The following is a 16,575-nucleotide window of genomic DNA, read 5'->3' as shown; positions in this document are numbered from 1 at the left end:
CATCCGCCTCTCCAGCGAGGAGCGGTTATGAGCCATGTGTCGGTGTCGGTGCGCAAACGGTAGATATCTCGTCGGCCATGGCTCTGCGCCAATGCGCACCATCGATGAGGGCACCATTGCTGTCGTCCGAGGGGACGACCCGAACCGAGATATATTCCTTTGTGTTAGGAACAGGTACACCCAAATCAACCGCGATCCTCCGGTGGTAAGCGCCACTCAGAATGACGAAACCTTCTGGCGCAAGTGCGGAACGCGCTCCGCCGTTCTTGCGGACGCGCTTCTGATCGTCGAGCTGCATTGCAACCGTCCGAACCGCGCTGCGATGAACTAGTTGTCCTTCGGCGACACGGAACAGCTGATTCGTCCGCTGTGTCCCTGCCTTCAGCTCGAAGATTGCATCCACAGTGGCGCGGGGAAGTTGCAGCAAGACATTCGACGGCATCGGCGCTTCGTGCCAGATCCAATGGACTTTACTTCTGCCCAGCGCGTTAAGAGTGCTTTTCATATCGCGATTGGAGCTCGCCGAACGGTATTCAGCGTTGACTCGAATGAGGCCCAACGACCACTCAGACCTCTCGTCGTTGCCGGTTGCAACAAGGGCGAGCCTGCCGAAGACCTCCGGTGGGAGCATCCAGGACCCCTTCTTCTGGCTCCACTTTGCGTCAACCTGATGGCCGGCAATGCGGTAGTCGGTCTCGTCTCCGCCGTCGAAGCCGAACTCGCGCTGAGCATTGATCTCAAAGAGGGTGCCGAAGTGGGTCTTCTCCGTCTTCATCAACTGATCCCAGCGGTAGCGCCCAGTCTCTGCGCCGTTGTAAATCATGTCGTACGTGTGTCGGACGACAGCGGCCCACCGAGATCCATCAGGGTCTAGTCGCAGAATTTCCGCGACGACTTCGTCAAGCTCGGTATCAGCAGAGTCTGGCGGGTCGATGGGAGCGACGAAGGTTGTCAATTGAGGCTCACACTTTCGATGTCGGGGTAGAACCTGCCCGCGAATGGCCGGGAAGACCCATTGGTTGGATTGCTGGAGATCGTCTCACGCGGTCACCCCTCCACTGATCCGAGAACCTGAGTGGAGAACGCTGCCATCAGACGTTCTCGTTGATCACGGGGGAGTTGACGCCATTCGAGGAAAACGCGTTCGACGTCGTCCGGAGTTCGGCGTTGGGCGATCATCCACGAGAGCAGCCGCGCCTTTTCCTTCTTCGACCCGATGTTCCTTGCATGGCTCAACACATTCTCGTACGAGAGAGGGGGCGTTGTGTTATCTCGGGCTTCGTCGTTGCACCGCTGGCACTCCGCGCGCAAGTTGGAATCGTCGTCCAAGCCGCCGTGGGCAACCGCGTGGATATGACCGATCGTCAAAACGGCCCGGCGGTCGGGTGCGTCGGGGTACGAACCACCCGCCGACACACCGCAAATCGAGCACAGGTTTCCGTCTCGCTCAAAAATCCTGCGTCGCTTTGCTCCGCCGATCGTCCGCCGTCCCGAAGAGATGGGTCGTTCGCCGAGATCAATTCGTACGCCGAGCTTCTGCACCAGGTACTCGTCGGGCTTGAGTGAGGGGTTCACCTTGTAATTGTCGATCACCCAGCCGCACTCCCTCAGATCCCGCATGCGGCGGTCTACCTGAGAGAAGTCCGGTACCGCCTTGTACAACTCCAACTTGGTGAACTTGTTTCCTTCACCGACGCTCGAGATGTATTCCGCAACGAGAACCTTTGAAGAGCGACGAACATCTCCCTGGGTCATGTGTCTCCTGTAAGTCATAGGTTGTCAGGCCGTTCGGCCTGACCGGCAGAACAGAAGTTACCGGATATGTCCTGCCGAATGCAAGCCTGGCAACGTTCGGCAACGTTCGGCAAGAAAATTTCAGGGAAGAAACATTGCCGATGAGGGAATGCGCCACTCGAAGTTAATCGAATATAGGTTCGAATCCATCGCTTAGACTTTGAACAGCCCCGCGTATAGGAGGATGGAGCAATGCCAGCCAAGAAGAAGCCCGTGCCACCGACGACCCCCTACAAGGTTGTCGAGATATGTGCCGGTGCCGGTGGCCAGGCTCTGGGGCTGGAAAAAGCCGGATTCGAGCACGAGTTGGCCATCGAACTCGACCGGAATGCCTGCGACACCCTCGAGCTCAATCGGCCGGGATGGAAAGTCGCCTGGGGCGACGTCGCGAACCCCGAAACCTGGAACCCGAACGACTACGCAGGCATCGACCTGCTGGCAGGCGGCGTGCCATGTCCTCCCTTCTCCATCGCCGGCAAACAACTCGGTGCATCGGATGAGCGAGACCTGTTCGCGTGGGCAGTGGAGACAGCGGTCCAGATCAAACCCCGCGCCCTGATGCTCGAAAATGTGCGCGGATTGTCCGCACCGCGGTTCGCGGCGTATCGGCAACGCATCCTCGACCGGCTCACAGAGGCTGGATACGTCGCCGATTGGCGCCTGCTGCAGGCCTCCGATTTCGGTGTGCCACAGCTACGCCCGCGATTCGTCCTCGTGGCACTGCAACGCGAGGACGCCGCATATTTCCATTGGCCCAAGCCTTCTCCGACAAAGAAAACCGTTGGCACTGTCCTGAAAGACCTCATGGGACAGGAAGGCTGGCGCCACCTCGACGACTGGGTCAAACTCGCCAACGACATCGCACCAACCCTTGTCGGTGGCAGCAAGAAGCACGGCGGCGCTGATCTCGGCCCGACACGCGCCAAGAGGGCCTGGCTGAACCTCGGTGTGAGCGGAATGGGAATCGCCAACGAGGTACCGGCCAAGGACTCGCCGCACCCCCTTGATGCCCCACCAAAGCTCACCATCCCGATGGTTGCGCGTCTCCAAGGCTGGAAGGACGGGGAATGGAAATTCGCTGGCCTCAAGACCGCGACATATCGCCAGATAGGCAACGCCTTCCCGCCGCCGGTCGCTCAGGCAATCGGTACGTCCATCATCGCGGCCTTCAATCGGACCGCCGAGCGACGGGACATACCCGAACTAGCCGCCAGCGCTGTCCATGACTCCGTCTACCGGGCATTGCAGTCCACCGACGGATTCATGACGGCAAAACGCCTCCTAGCCATCTCGGAGGACATTGCCGAAGAGCATGAACTCGAACGCAGAATCGCAGATCTCTCCCGCGACTTCGAGGTAGAGATCAAGCAGAACAAGACCGGTGTGTCATACCGTCTCGGTGAGTTCAAGGGATTCGTCGGGCAAGAGGACCACCATCGGCATGAATACATCGCCGATTATCGTTCGCGAGTCAGTTAGGAGCACGGCATGAGTGAATCGAACGTCTACGGCCAATCGATCGAGTACGGCACTCTCCAGTATCTCGATGTCTTGGATCTGCTGTCGTCGAACGGGTATCGCGCGACGTTCACGCAGACGGGTGGCATGAGCGCAGCATCGAACTCGCCATTGACGAGAACAAATTTGCGCTCATCACCGACGCAGATGGTCCGCTTGCCTGGGAACGTGAAGACCATCAGGGATGGGCTGTCGGTGTCTACGAGTACCAGGACACGTCCGACGCGGTGACGTATGAATCGACAACGAACAGCAGCGGGGAAGCACTGATGGGGATTCTGCCGCCTGCGAGTTGACGATCAGCTGCGAGCCCGCGACTGCTGTTCGCCAAGGGCGGCTTGAACTTTCGCTACCGCATCCTCCATCAGCTCGTGTTCCCAGATGCGGATCACTGTCCAGCCCTCCTGCCTCAACAGCAGTGTTTGAACTTTGTCCCGCTCGGCATTTCGGCGAAGCTTCGGTGACCAGTACTCCTGATTTACTCCCGGATCCCGGCCATGTTCAGGACAGCAATGCCAGAAACATCCATCCACAAAGATCGCCACGCGCCAACGTGTGAATACGATGTCGGGCCGGACAAGCCGCCCGCCGACGCGGATGGGTAGATCTTTGCGATATCTGAGGCCCAGTCCGTGAAGAGCGAGTCGAAGTGCCACTTCCGGTTTCGTGTCCGTTCGGCGAATTGCCCGCATGTTTCGTGATCGACCGGGAGTCAGTTGGTACGCGGAGTTTTCACCCGTGCCGCTGGTGGACATAAGGCGAGCTTAGCGGGGCGGTGCTCAAGGTTGGCGTGATGTTTCTCCGCAGCTGGCCGCCCCTCGGCACTCCCGTTTTTGGCGGAAGTGCCGAGAGATGCTTTATCCCGCTCATCATCCTGCTATCTCCAGCGACATGAACCCGCTCGCGTGGCTCAGCCTCCCAAAATCACACATAGGTCAGATGCTCCACGCCCAGCCTTGCTCTAGGGGTATTTCCTGGGGACGAGGTCTGCCAGCCTGGACACCTCTGCCGGATTGCGGTCTAGTACGAAACTGTCCACGGCGAAGACCGGTTCGTCTCCTGCAAGTTGCTTGCCGATCTCGTCGAACGCCTGTGAAAGTCTGGGGGACATCAGCCCCCTGCCTCGACGGCCTCGAATGGATGACGGACGATGATGCCGATACGCCCGCGGGTGTTGCTCTTGTAGATTGCGGCCGCCACGGGAGCCTGAAGTCCCTCGATAACGTGTGCGTCATTGCCCTCTGCCCATTTTTTCAGGGCTTGATTTTCAGCAATGAGATTGCGGGGTGGAAGGTTTCCCGACAAGAGCGTCAATAAGTCGGCAGCAAGTCTCCAAGCAAGCAAAGCGTGAAAACTCATGTTCGCGTAGTCACGAAGACATCGGTAGCACGACGATGTACATACTGGAGCGTGGTCTGCATCCGAGAGCTCGGCAGGGTAGGTTTTCACCGCCGCCAGGAACAGTGGTAGTTCATCTTCCGATCCGAGGTGTGTGCTGAATCCGGCTCCGTTCTCGAGTGTGTCTGCGATGAAGGCGAACATTGCTGCTTCGTCATTTTCGACTCCGGAGAAGACGCCAGCGTTGAGCTCGTGTGGCTGCATGTCGAGATAGGATGCTGCGACCGTCCGGAGAAGAAAGGCGAGCGAGTACCACGCTGCTCTGCGTCCTTCGGAGGTGTCGGGAGGCAGTCCTCTGAAGCGGGGAATGTTGTTGCTGCACGCTTGGACTACATGTGACTACGTTACTGGGCCTCTCGGATACGCCAGTAGGGCATCAGACCGCCGTCGCGGGAGAGGGCTGGAAGCCACGACGGCGCCTTCACCACCGGATTGTTTCCGGTCGTGCTTTTGTGCCGATCGCGCGGAGTGCCGGTTGGCGCTCACAGCCCGGTACTGCAAGGGGCTGCTCCACGCCCGGGTTGACCACGGTAGTCAGCACCACCGAAATCGGTAGTGGGTTTCTCCGACGCGTATCTTCTTTCCGCCACCACAGGGTAATCGGGGAAACGGAAGATCATGTCTGCGTACTGCTTCCTTGCTGCCTGACACCAGGAGATCACCTGCTGTTCCCAGTCGACGGAAGTAGTGGGATTCCGAGTGCTGAGCCGGTGACGCGAACGTTCATCTCGACTGGGAATGGCGAGTGCGGGGTCTCGCTATCCCAGCGAATGCAGTCAATCGCATCTTGTAGGAATCCGACCGCCACACCATCCAGGTCGCGAGAAAACTTGCCGACTACGGGATATTCGTAGCGGATAATAGGCGAAACTTTCTGTGTTACAATGCTTCCTGCACCGTTGTTTGCGGTGGTGCCATATCTGATCCCAGAGTTGGCGGTCGTGGTGCTGCCGAGATTGTGGTGAACAAAGTCGCATAAGACGGCATACCGGTCTTCCGCGTCGGCGCGTTCCGGTTCGGATGCCAGTCCTCTGACGCAATACGTGATGTTGTACGGTTTGAGTCTTTTTGTTGGTATACCGCTATCAAGTAGCATAGTGCGAAATTCTGGATTGGCGGTCGCATAACGCGCCCGGACAATCAGTCCAAAGAACTTCATGCCTAGTGGCTGCCAGGTCTTGTCATTCACAGACGCCGCGGTATTTTTTAATCGATTGCGAACCTCGTGAAGGAAAGCGCTGAACTCGAACATGCTCCTAGCGATGGCATAAAGTGCCATGGGGTTCTCGTCATCTGCTGCTCGCATGAAGGCATCTAGCAGGTACAGGTGTTTGATTCGATTGGCGACGGCGTAGTGCTCACGGTGGAGCAAGGACGATTGAAGGATGTGCTTGTACGTCCGTACGTCGTCGCCTTCTCGGATCTCAAGTACGCCTGCAGGCTCAGGCAACTCGACTTGCGCTGATACCTGTGAGGCGAGCGTGTTGCGCTGCTTACGGATCTCGAAGAGTGCTTCGGCCCCAGGTGTGCCCTGCTTTAGCATTTGATCGATCAGACCTCTCAAGTCGTCGTTCATTGCTCATCAATTGCAGTACCGACCATTGAGTTTGCTCATTGAAAAGTGCCCGCAAGAACCAGGATTATTGTGGGAAGTGAGCTACGCGTGTCTGCTGGCGGTATGGCGCATTCTAACTGAGAATGATGTTGCCAAGTTGCTGTCCGTTTTGCATCCGACGCCGACCTGTCAGCGATATTTCCGCATTGTCCAAGTCTGGCTGGTCACCTGGATATATCGGGCGTGTTCGGCCCATTCGCGGCTGCGCCGGTATCTTCCGTGAGATCAGCTTCGGGTCCTCACGGTTGTGTTTCGAAACCCTGAGTTCGCCATGACGAGAGCTGACCCGAATTCGGTGGATCGACGCAATGCGACCGACATGGCGAAGATCAGCTGACGATCACTGAGATCGAAACCCTGCTGGATCGCCAGAACCATGTGGTGCCGAATTGAACCCCGAGCGAATATCCAAGGCTCACCAGCTCCAATTCAGCCACGTCGTGTACCTGGAACTGCTACTGGCCGATGAGGTATCACGGCGGGGAATCACGCTTTGCGGCTTTGCGGTCGGCGAACGCCGGGTTGGATCAGTCGATGAGGATCGACACCTGGATCACCCTCGACGATCTGCGCTACGGCCGCAGTGTGCTCTCGGATCTGGTCTCGTTGCGGTTGGCCGAGGCCGGCCAACCGGTGTTAGTCGGGGCCGGGTGGGCCTGACGATCCCGATGCGACCGGAGCCGATTGACTGCCAGGAACGCGGTTTGTCTCCCTTGTCGGGATGTTATTCAGGCACGCAGAGCGTTGTTTCCGTTGCGCAACAGGCAACACCTTCTCTTGATATTCATAGGTTGTGCCTCCAGGCTGAAGATATGTTGATCTCCAGGTCGCGGCTCGGGGCCGTTCCTGCTCTCGCAGCGCTGCTGCGCGAGCGCCGGTTGGAGAAGAAGCTGTCTTTGAGGCAGGCCACGATTGGAGTTCCGGGTATCAGTGCTTCCACCCTGTGTCGAGTGGAAACCGGCGAGAGGAACCTGACTTACGGGCCGGGGCTCCTGGCGCTTGCGGATCGGCTGGAGTTGGACAGGCAGGAGGTTCTCGATCTTGCTGGGGGGCTCACAGTTGAGGGAATCGATGAGCTTCTGGGCGCCGATCTCCGCCTAGCGGTTCGGGGGGGTCGTCTTATAGAGCGTGGGCGCGAAGCATTAAGGGAGGCTCACCTCGCAGAGTTGGCAGCTCGGGGCGGTGGTGCCTCGGTTGAGCTCCTAGCTAATGAAATTGACTTGGACTTCCGGCCAGCGCTTGAGGAGCCTGGATTTGACGGGCCGGATGTTTACCGTGTTCCACGGGACGAGGGCAACGCTGTTCAACGAATGTGGAAAGCGCACGGAGTCGCCCATGTGTGGATCGCTGCCGATGCCGGTGCCAAGCGGACTTGCACACCGCATGATGCGGCCACCGCGTCTGAGGGGGAGGCCACGTACCTGGGGCGCCGCCTGCTCCTGCCTTCAGCAGCAGTTCACGCCGCACATCGCGAGCTGGGTGTTCCCGAGCCTCGGGGGGCGGATGAGCTTAGTGACATGGTGCGAGCGCTGGTGGCGGAGTTGCGCGCTCCGGCCGGATGGGTCGTGGTGAGATTGGCGGAGGAAGGGCTTCTAGGGGTGGCGACGTGACAGAGATTCAGCTTTTCAACAGTAATTTGCCGAGTCCAATCCTGTCGATACTGGCTCTACGCAATGACGGTGCCGACTCGGTAGTCCCTCTCGGGGGACTAACAGAGCGCCAGCAACGGGTCTACCGTCCTGGGCGGCTTGATGATGCAATAGAAGAACTCGCAGCGCAGAATCCCCGCCCGCACGCGATTTTCGCCACGGGAAGTGCCGGGAGCGGCAAGAGCGCTGCCGTCGAGCGACAGGCCAGTACCCGAGGCGAGCTCTATAGTGACGTGATCGAGGACGCCACGCACTCTGACAGTCCGGGACTCGATCAGGCAGCCACCTTGCGCGACCGACTCGGTGCGCTTGCTGACGGCGCCGAGCGGCCTGATCGACCTATCCTTGTTGCGGCAAACACCGGGATGCTCTTGCAGCTGTTCGACGCTTGGACCGCGAGTGGAGCCTTTACGCGACTGGAGCAAGCGGTGCTGGCGCCGCTCGGCCTGCGGGAGCCGGAATTGGGGAACAAGTCCGGCGATCTCAGAGTGGCGGTCCTGAACCTCGACGACCGGCCGACCGCCGGTGAGGGTGGGCTGCTCAAGGAAATGCTGCCGCTGCTCGACCCGGACGGCGAGGATGGGGTGTTCGCCGACTCGTCGAGGTGTTCTAGCTGCACCATCCGCAACTGGTGCCCGGTGCGAACGAATGCCATTCTCGCCGCCGGCGCTGCCGCGGACTCGCTCGACAATCTCGCGGCGACCGCCGCCCGCGAACGCGGGCGTCACGACTCGCCGAGAGTCCTCTGGGACTGGCTTTCGCGGATCGTCGCTCCGCCGACAGCCTTCGACGGGACGACGGATCCCTGCGACGCCGTGGCGGAAGCTGCCCAGGCGCAAGATGAAACGTGGCGCCTGCGGAACCTGCTCCCCGTCAGCGTGTTTTCCGCGGACGGAGACCTCGGCCGGCGCGTCTCGTCTCTGGATCCATCACTCGGAGCATCGAAGGAGGCGTACGTCATCGTGGCCTCGGCCGGGTTGGACCCGGATGCCGATGCTGCCCGCATGGAGGTTCTGGCCGAACGGGAGCCGTCTGCGGTGGCGCTCGCGTCCGCGGCGAGGGACGTGCGTGTCGCGCAGGACCCGACACCCGGTCACACGGGGACGCGGCGCCACCTGTTGGCGCGTACAGAAATCGGCGCAGGACTGCTAGCGCGACCAGACGAATGGCCGATAGACCGGGACGGCGCAGGTGCCAAGTTCGATCGTGCCCTTTCCGCCTACCGCGACTGGCAGCAGGCAGAAGTCACCGGCGCTGACGACGCCCACGCGCGGAAACTAAGGCGGCAGGCCGCGGAGGACCTTGAGCCCGTCGTAGTCGATGTCGGGCAAGGACTCGCCCGGCTATATGGGGTCCTGGCCGAAGGACGCGCGTTCCTGCCCCTGCGGTCTTACGACGGGCGGAGTCGAAGCCAAGTTCACGTCGCGGTCGATATCGACCTCGACACCGTGCGGCCAGTGCCCGACCTCATCATGGAGCGCAACGCTTCCTCGGCGGCAGCGATCGGGCATGAGCCCTTGGAGATAAAGATCGAGATGCAAGGAGCCCAAGTCGTGCTCGACCTCCCCGCCTACAGGTTGCTGCTGGCTACACAAGGAGGGCTTACAGCGCCTAGCCAGAGCGACGAGCGCTTCCACGCACTGCGCCGCGCAGCGGAAGCGCTCGCCCGTGACGCTGCCGAAAAGGACGGCGCCCAGCTACTCGTTGAGGGCGAGGTCGCGGGACGCGCCTACCTCATCAGCCAGGTGCCATCACTTGAAGGTTCCAGAATTCTGCGGACAAGGCTGGTGACCTCGTGACATTTGACGCCGAGATGCTGCCCCTGATCGGCGCCGTGCTGGAAAGCCGAGGCTTGAAGTTCGACGGGGCAGGGCTCGTCGAGCCGGATGGCGCGTCCTTCCATCTCCCTGACGTGCCCAAGATCGAAGAGCTCGCTGACCTCCCGTCGGCGCTACCGTCGAGGGCCCGCGGCGACCTGCGGGAGAAGACCATTTACAACATCGTCCAAGACTGCGCCGACCTGGCACCAAAGGCCAGGCTCCAGGATGACGCGCTGAAGGCGGCATTGGACGACTTAGTTGGGGGGGATCGATCGAGCAAGCAGGTGTTGTCGGCGGTTATGAAACGGCAGTACTGGGTTGAGCCCACGCGCAGGGAGGGAGTGACCGGCAGCCCCTTCCTGACCCCATTCCACGCGCTGCTTCCCGGGGCCTACGACTACCAGGGAAGATACAAGTCATTCAGAGGATCGCTCTTGCTCTTCCTCAGCTGGAACGGCCACGGGTTCGACCTGGAGGCCGCGAACAAGCTCGTCACATTTCTCGCTGGCGACGAGGGTCTCACGGTCCTTGATCGTGAGTTCCTGCGAGTCGCGACAGAGCTTTTGGAGGATCGCGGCGTGCCGCTACCGAAACCGGACGCGCAGAGGCTGGCCGATGAGTTCGGCGACAGTATCCGCAAGAGGTTCGGAGCCGGCGCCTTCGACCCCCATGGGTTGCGCAGGATCCGCCAGGACCTCGTCACGATCGTCGACCTTCCTCTCCCACGCCACGATAAGGTCGCAGCACTCGTGCAGGGACTCAGCATCAACTTGGCGCTCTACTACTACAGGCTTTCGTTCACTCTCGGTGAAGGAATCACCTCTTGCATCGCAGTGGGTGGAGGAGCGGACCCCCGTCCTCGGCCAGACTTCAGAGGGCGCCTGCTCTTCCGAGTAGGAACTGGAGGGGACAGGCCGGTCCGACTCGGAGAGGCTTGCTCGCAGTCCTTCCTTGAGCTTGACGGCAAGCACCTCCTCGCACTGCCCGCCAGTATGGCTATGGCGAATCTGCTCACCCTGATTAGTACGGCAGTGGGTGCAGCCGGAGTGAGTACGCTTCCGGACCCGTACGGTTTGGCTCTCACGATGCACGAGCGGCCCGAGATTAGGGCCCGGGTGGATGGTCTCGCGGCCGCGGTTGCCGTGCTTGTCGCTGCCGAGGCCGATGATCCAGCCGCGACGGTCGATCGAGCAAGGAAGCCGGGTACTGGTTGCTTTGCACTACATGAGGCAGTCCTCCAGAACTTCAGGAGCCGCGGCAGCACCCTGAAGCAGCGCGGTCGGGACGTGGTTCATACGCTCGTCGGAGGTTACGTGGGAGGTCTAAAGAGGAGTCGCGGCCCAGTGAATTTCTTCGAGCTGGACGAACCTGTGCTTTTCCTGCTTGTCGAGCTGATTCTCGCACGGAGCGGCAAGGACCATCTCCAGTTCCGGACGGGTTTCCTCCCACAGCTCGCGGAGTACGGCTTGAGCCCTCAAGACCGGCACGAAGAAGGCAGACTTGCCGACGCACTCGAGCGGCTCGGCATGCTCCGAAGGTACAGCGACGCAGGGGAGGCGCTCTATGTCAGCAGGTCACTCTGAGCCCGGCAGGGTGAGCGCGGCTGGCCTGGCGGCCCGCGCCCTTGTGGACGCATTGGACGACGGTAAGTGGAAAGGACGCAGGCTGTTCCTCAGCGACCTACACGGGATGCGGCCAGCCGAGATCTTCTCAGGTCTCCTCCCCCTAGCTTCCGAGAGCGTGTCAATCCAAGTCAGAGATGACAAGCGAGCGGCGCTCGCGGGGATTCCGCTACAAGGAGGGACGCTCATTCCTTACCTGGTAACGACACAGGGTGCCCCCACTAGTGACAACAGCGGCGAACCTGGGTTCGCCGCTACGCTACGGACCCAGTTCCTCGCCGGGCCCGTGGAGCCGCGTGTTCTGCTCGTGCTCGCCGAGAGGCCTGACGAAACGGTCACCAGTGCCAGCGACGACGCTGCCTCGCTCCCTGCGCTCAGGTTTTCAAACCTCCTAAAGCGGCTCGCGACTGAGCGACTCGGCATGCAACCCGCTCCACGCTCACTGCTTGCCGCCCTCATCGAGGACCTCGGCGGCCGACCGGTCGGCTCGTCGGGGCGAGAGCGGCTCGAGGCGTTCGAAACCCTCCTCGCGGAGCACGGCGGGCGGGACGACCGGTCGTTCGGGACCGGCTTGTGGCGACTTGGCGATTATCTGTGTGACCCGGACGCCACACCCCAACGACTCAAGGAGGGCAGGAAGTGGCGAGCAATCATCGAGGCCGCGCTCCGGAATCCTGCCAAGAGCCTGCAAGGGCACCTCGTGGCGAAGCGTGTAACCGGAACAGGTGCAGCAAAAGTAGCGGCCGCAGTCGGGCCCATGGGGGTCGACTGGAGCCAGTTCCAGCTCTCGGACCTGCGAGCCGGGGCACATCCTGCCGTGGAGCTCAACCAGCACGCACCGCTGTCCGGTACCCGGCTCGCATTCCTCGGCGATGGCGGCTGCGTCATCGCGTGGATGCCGGCGGGCGGCGGGACAGTCACGTTCGCGCTCAATCGGGAACTACAGCCGGGGGAGAGCGTGCAGCTCAGATGGCCGGGGACTCGCATCGGCATCCCAGCGGCGTCGAGCGGCACATCGGCGTCTCTGCTGATCACAGATATCCAAGGCTCGCCGGGGTGGAGGTTTGGCTGGCTGCAATTGCCCGATGGTGGTGGCAAGTTCGGCGAGCCGATCCCACTCGCCTTCACCTTCTCTGACAAGGACACGACGGCCGTCGAGGACGGGCTTAGCCCAGACCCCGGTGCGGGTGCATTCCTCTGCGGGGAGCAGCCGATCCTACGAGCCTGGACGGCCTCCGGGCGGGATCTTGGCCTCGCCAGAGTCGACGAGCCCGAGACCGATCTTGGGGCCGCCGGTGACGAGCTCGAATCGCCCCAGCTCGTGTCCGGAACTGCGCCTAACGGAGTGAGGGTGGGTCCTGTACCGGTACTGGCGCAGCGATCGAGCGTTGGCTCGGACAATGTCGATCAGGGGCACACCTCCGGGGACAGCAGCCCAGGAGAACAATGCGTGGGCCCCCCGCTCGTGACTACGGAGGGAGAAGACACAGAGGAAGAGGAGGAGGGCGCGGCCGACCCGCTCCTCGATCCTTCGGCTGCAGCAGATACCGAGGCTGAACGCGACCTCACTGACTACATTTCGTTTCCACACGCCAATCATGCACTTCACGTGAAGGGCTGGCCTGAGGCCGGTGTGAACAATGATCGCCAACTGAGCGCGAAAATCGGGTCGCACAGGGTCCAGGTCCGACCCAGACTTTCCGGACTCGATTTGGTTCGGGTCGAGCGCGGCACGCACGACCACCCAGAGTGGGCGCACTACCGCGTCGAAGCGTCGGGCGGTGTGTCAAGCCTGGCAGAGCTTCCGGAGCCGGAGTCGATCTGGGCAACTGAGATGGCCTCATTCCGGAGAACCCGAGAGGCGTACTTCGCAGCGGCGACAGCGGCAGGTAGTGCCTACGCGGTTGACCCGCTAGGGCCGGAGGCAACCGCATACGTGGACGCCTACCGGGATCTCCTGTGGGCGCTTCCCCGTGAGGGAATGCATAGGTCCGAGTACTACCTTCTCGTCACCATCGACGCGGTGGAGGTGCAGGGGACCAGGGACCTGCTGATCAGCCCGATGAGCCCACTGTCAGTCGCGTTTCACGCTGACCTCCGCCGTAGGCTTGAAAGCGCTACGGATGCGACGCGCCCCCTCGGTCCCGGGGACCTGTCGGTATTCAGTTTGCAGTGGAGCGTGCCATTGCTGAACCACCGCGGCGCCTGGTACGAAGCCATCGCGTCGGAGCAGGCTCAGCTGTGGCGGCGGTACGAGTTGCTGGACGACGCCGCGCAGGGTTCGTACACGAGAAACGCTCAGTTCATCGCGAACCGGATCGCGTTCTTCCTAAGCGTGCACCCCAACCTTGCGTCGGCGGACAACCGCATTGCGATAACATTCACATCCCCTGGTGACGGTCGTGCTTCCATCGAGGCATTGAAAAGGCTGATGGCGACCGAAGTGGGGGAGGAAACATACCGCCGACCCAAGATAGACGTCTTGCTCGCTGGTGCGAACCCGGAAGTACACGACACACTGGCTGAACTATTCGCAGGGACGGACAACCCCGAGGCGGCGCGCATCGTTAGGACGCGTTGCAACATCCGAGTCACAAATTCCGTGCAACCCGAAGGGTTTTCGCACATCACATTCCTATTCCGCACTCCTGGAGGCCGGACGACAGGGCCCGTGCGGATGGACCTGCGGTCCCCGTCCAACTACGCCGGGGGCCTCGCCTCCAAGGCGGGGCGAATCCTCATCCCAGAAGCGGAGCCGGTCTTCGCGACCGGCGTCTTCGCGGCCGAACCAGTAGCGGGTGCTGGCGCACTCGAGCGCATCCAGTACCGCATGCTCGAACTTGTCGGTGGGCAAGGGAACGAGAGACTCGTCCCGCGCGACACACGCATGATCCGGGCTCGCGCAAGCGGCCGTGACCTGGACGCGTGGTACAACTCCTCCGCCTGGGTAGTCCACCTGGACCGCATGATCGGGATAGAGGCATTCGCCGAGCAGCGGCAGGCGGGCAGAAACATACTGGAGTACGAAGACAGTGCTGACCCAGCAACTTTCGGTTACGACGGGATTACAGCGACCCAGCACGTCGCGCCGTACCTCGCAGCCCTGCGCCAGTCCATAGCAGATCTAGCCGCACTGAAGGAGGCCCGCGGCCGCGCCCTCATGTCGCTACTCGAGTCGGTCTCAGGACGCTGGACGCTCCAGATCGTCCAGCGGCCAATCCGCGGGGTGCGAGAGCGAGTTGGCACCGCCTGCGCGGTGGATTTCCTCACCAGGGCTCAGCAAACCCTCGCACCTCGCCGGGGAGAGGCACGCGCCCTCGTAGCACTGGAAGAACTGGTTCCCGGTTTCAAGGAATCGGGTATCCCCGTGAGGTATCGGAGCTCACGCGCAGGGCGGGGGGCCATGTGCGACGACCTCCTGCTATTAAGTGTCACTGCTCGACCTGACGAGTTGCCGGTGGTCGGCGCCACGGTCGTGGAGGTGAAGTTCTCCAGCCTGGGCGGCCCCAACCTGCCGCGAGCCGCGTCGCAGGTAGAGGAGACTAACTCCTGGCTGACGGAAAGGTTCGGCAGCGAAGCGGTCGCGCGTGAGCTGCGCGGCGCTGAGTTGGCGGAGCTGTTTCGCTCTGCCGCCGCGCGGAACGGTGCCTTTGGCGTCGGGCCGGGTGTCGATTCAGCCATGGAGAGTGCGCTGGCGGACGTTAGCACTGGCAATTACCAGTTCGCCATCGGCCACATGCGTGGGGCAAACGCCAGGCGTGGCCTCGTGATCAGTGTCGAGGCCGACAATCCCGGCGCCCCCTCCCTCACACAGCTCAACGGTCAGGAAGGACCACTGGATCTGATCACGCTCGGTCGGCCCTGGATGCAGAAGGTTCTCACGGGAGAGGATCCGCTCGGCCCGGAGGACTGGCCGACATACGAGTCACCGACTCCGGGGCCCCCGCCTCCCCATCCTTCGACCGATGAGAACTCGCAACGCACACCCCAAGAGCAGCGCGAGCAACCGACTAACTGTCACCAACGCGTGCCGACCACGGGCAGCGGCCCGATCGACGGTTCAATGCCCGACGCGTCTCGGGACGCGGTGGCGGAGGTCGCAGGACGGCTGAACCAGGCCTTTGCCCGCTACGGGCTACCGATACAGGGATTCGATCCGGAGTTGGCCCAGGTCGGCCCGAGCCTCATCCGGTTCCGGACGCGGGGGCAGGGCAAGCTCGCCATCGCGGATGTGGAGCGGCGGGCCAGAGATCTGAGCAGGGAGGTCGAAGCCCCTGGCCAGATACTCATTGGTGACGAGCCAGGGTTCATTACCGTTGACGTGCCCAGAGTGGACCGGGAGGCGGTCATGCTGCCCAGCGTCTTGTCGGCACTAAACACGCCGTCCCGTCCGGGGGCGCTCGACTTCGTAGCCGGTATCACCCCGGCCGGGGAAGTCCGCACGGCAGACCTGACCCGCTTGCCCCACCTGCTCGTGGCAGGTGCCACCGGCTCGGGCAAGAGCGTCTTCCTTCGGGGGATGCTGGTCGAACTGCTTCGCGCCCGGACACCGCACGAGCTGCAACTCCTCATCGTGGACCCAAAGCGGCTGGACTTTGCCCCATTCGCATCCGTGCCGCACTTGCGCGGAGAGATCATCAACGACACCGACGAGGCGCTTGAGCGCTTGCAGAGCACCTTGCGGGCCGAAATCGACCTCCGCCAGCCGATCCTGGAACGGGCAGGTGCCAGTTCAGCCGCCGAATACTACGAGGCTGGGGGTTCCCTCACAGAGTTGCCCCAACTCGTTATCGTGATTGACGAGTTCGCCGACCTCGTCCTGGCAGGAAGCGACCGCCGCGCGTTCAGCGAAATGATTCAGCGCTACGCACAATTAACGAGGGCATACGGTATCTTTCTGGTGCTCGCCACACAGCGCCCGAGCGTCGACGTGATAACCGGCAGCATCAAGGCGAACCTGACGGCGCGAATCGCTTTCGCGCTCCCAAGCTACCGGGACTCAATGACCATCCTCGATCGCGCGGGGGCTGAGGATCTGCTCGGAGACGGGGATCTGCTCTTTTATAGGAGCGGGAGGACCGAGAGACTGCAGGCACCCTTCGCCTCGTTGACGGACATTCGCCAGGTGACCTCGTAAAAGCTGGAGGCAAAGACCAAAC

12 protein-coding genes are annotated in these 16,575 nt (G+C 61.8%); 6 read left to right on the top strand and 6 right to left on the bottom strand.

What is annotated here, in order from left to right; all coding sequences use genetic code 11:
- Positions 1-25 precede the first annotated feature (25 nt).
- Positions 26-955: a NaeI family type II restriction endonuclease gene (locus tag AC1DVN_RS12505; protein WP_070386211.1), complete on the bottom strand. Its 930-nt coding sequence runs from the start codon at positions 953-955 to the stop codon at positions 26-28.
- A 92-nt stretch (positions 956-1,047) separates the two neighbouring features.
- Positions 1,048-1,755: an HNH endonuclease gene (locus AC1DVN_RS12500; RefSeq protein ID WP_070386212.1), complete on the bottom strand. Its 708-nt coding sequence runs from the start codon at positions 1,753-1,755 to the stop codon at positions 1,048-1,050.
- A 231-nt stretch (positions 1,756-1,986) separates the two neighbouring features.
- On the opposite strand from AC1DVN_RS12500, the gene AC1DVN_RS12495 reads away from it, so the two are divergent.
- Together AC1DVN_RS12495 and AC1DVN_RS12490 are read left to right on the top strand one after the other, a co-directional pair.
- Positions 1,987-3,273 carry a DNA cytosine methyltransferase gene (locus AC1DVN_RS12495; RefSeq protein ID WP_477993842.1) on the top strand — a complete coding sequence of 429 codons (1,287 nt, stop codon included), beginning with the start codon at positions 1,987-1,989 and terminating at the stop codon, positions 3,271-3,273.
- 9 nt (positions 3,274-3,282) lie between these two features.
- Entirely contained in the window at positions 3,283-3,543 is a 261-nt protein-coding gene (locus AC1DVN_RS12490) for a hypothetical protein (protein ID WP_477993841.1), read from the top strand.
- 68 nt (positions 3,544-3,611) lie between these two features.
- Here the strand turns inward: AC1DVN_RS12490 and AC1DVN_RS12485 are convergent, their stop codons facing one another.
- The 4 genes from AC1DVN_RS12485 to AC1DVN_RS12470 form a co-directional block, all read right to left on the bottom strand.
- Positions 3,612-4,067, bottom strand: a complete 456-nt coding sequence (locus AC1DVN_RS12485) for a very short patch repair endonuclease (protein WP_477993840.1) — start codon at positions 4,065-4,067, stop codon at positions 3,612-3,614.
- Between the two features lie 206 nt (positions 4,068-4,273).
- Positions 4,274-4,423, bottom strand: a complete 150-nt coding sequence (locus AC1DVN_RS12480; protein ID WP_477993839.1) for a hypothetical protein — start codon at positions 4,421-4,423, stop codon at positions 4,274-4,276.
- A complete protein-coding gene (locus AC1DVN_RS12475; RefSeq protein WP_477993838.1) occupies positions 4,423-4,854 on the bottom strand; it encodes a hypothetical protein in 432 nt (143 codons plus the stop codon). The genes AC1DVN_RS12480 and AC1DVN_RS12475 overlap by 1 nt, the downstream gene beginning before the upstream one ends.
- Positions 4,855-5,368: 514 nt before the next feature.
- The gene (locus AC1DVN_RS12470) at positions 5,369-6,286 is read right to left on the bottom strand and encodes a hypothetical protein (protein ID WP_477993837.1); all 918 of its coding nucleotides are present in this window, start codon (positions 6,284-6,286) and stop codon (positions 5,369-5,371) included.
- Between the two features lie 573 nt (positions 6,287-6,859).
- Here AC1DVN_RS12470 and AC1DVN_RS12465 point away from each other — a divergent pair.
- The 4 genes from AC1DVN_RS12465 (at position 6,860) to AC1DVN_RS12450 (ending at position 16,553) form a co-directional block, all read left to right on the top strand.
- Positions 6,860-6,985, top strand: coding sequence for a hypothetical protein (locus tag AC1DVN_RS12465; protein ID WP_477993836.1), 126 nt, complete (start codon positions 6,860-6,862; stop codon positions 6,983-6,985).
- A 1,222-nt stretch (positions 6,986-8,207) separates the two neighbouring features.
- A complete protein-coding gene (locus tag AC1DVN_RS12460; protein WP_477993835.1) occupies positions 8,208-9,773 on the top strand; it encodes a hypothetical protein in 1,566 nt (521 codons plus the stop codon).
- Entirely contained in the window at positions 9,770-11,377 is a 1,608-nt protein-coding gene (locus AC1DVN_RS12455) for a hypothetical protein (protein ID WP_477993834.1), read from the top strand. Before AC1DVN_RS12460 ends, AC1DVN_RS12455 begins: the two co-directional genes overlap by 4 nt.
- On the top strand, positions 11,358-16,553 hold the full coding sequence (locus AC1DVN_RS12450; RefSeq protein WP_477993833.1) for an FtsK/SpoIIIE domain-containing protein: 5,196 nt from the start codon (positions 11,358-11,360) through the stop codon (positions 16,551-16,553). The genes AC1DVN_RS12455 and AC1DVN_RS12450 overlap by 20 nt, the downstream gene beginning before the upstream one ends.
- The last annotated feature ends 22 nt before the right edge of the window (positions 16,554-16,575 follow it).

It is taken from the genome of Rhodococcus sp. P4_E4, from assembly GCF_056401575.1.
This window is presented reverse-complemented; position numbering and strand designations above follow the sequence as displayed.